The organism is Mesorhizobium sp. M8A.F.Ca.ET.207.01.1.1 (assembly GCF_004794715.1).
Lineage (GTDB): Bacteria > Pseudomonadota > Alphaproteobacteria > Rhizobiales > Rhizobiaceae > Mesorhizobium.
The window spans coordinates 1-294 of record NZ_SRUS01000507.1; the positions used below are offsets into that span (position 1 = coordinate 1).

1 protein-coding gene is annotated in these 294 nt (G+C 70.7%); it reads left to right on the forward strand.

Features of this window, described 5'->3' with window-relative positions; genetic code table 11:
- A partial coding sequence (locus tag EN850_RS35590) for a Pr6Pr family membrane protein (protein ID WP_189591355.1) occupies nucleotides 1-272 on the forward strand: 272 nt, incomplete at its 5' end.
- Nucleotides 273-294 lie beyond the last annotated feature (22 nt).

Consider the following 294-nt stretch of genomic DNA (forward strand, 5'->3'; position numbering starts at 1 on the left):
GATCTGGCGCTTGGCCGAAGCTGGGGTGGTGCTGGCTGCTGCCGCATGGGGCGCTGCGCTGGCGCGCGCTGGGCACGGTGCTGTGGGTGCCGCTGATCTACCTGGGGTGGGCGATGTGGGTGGCCGTTGTGACAGGGCAGGCGCCGTATCCGTTCCTGGAACTGCAACGGCTGGGGCTGGCCGCGTTCCTGCTCAACGTGCTGCGCGTGGCGGGCGTGTTCGTGACGGGGTGGACGCTGCTGTGGGGGCTGGATCGCTGGCGTCGTCGATGAGGCGCTGAAGGGCCATCGCCGC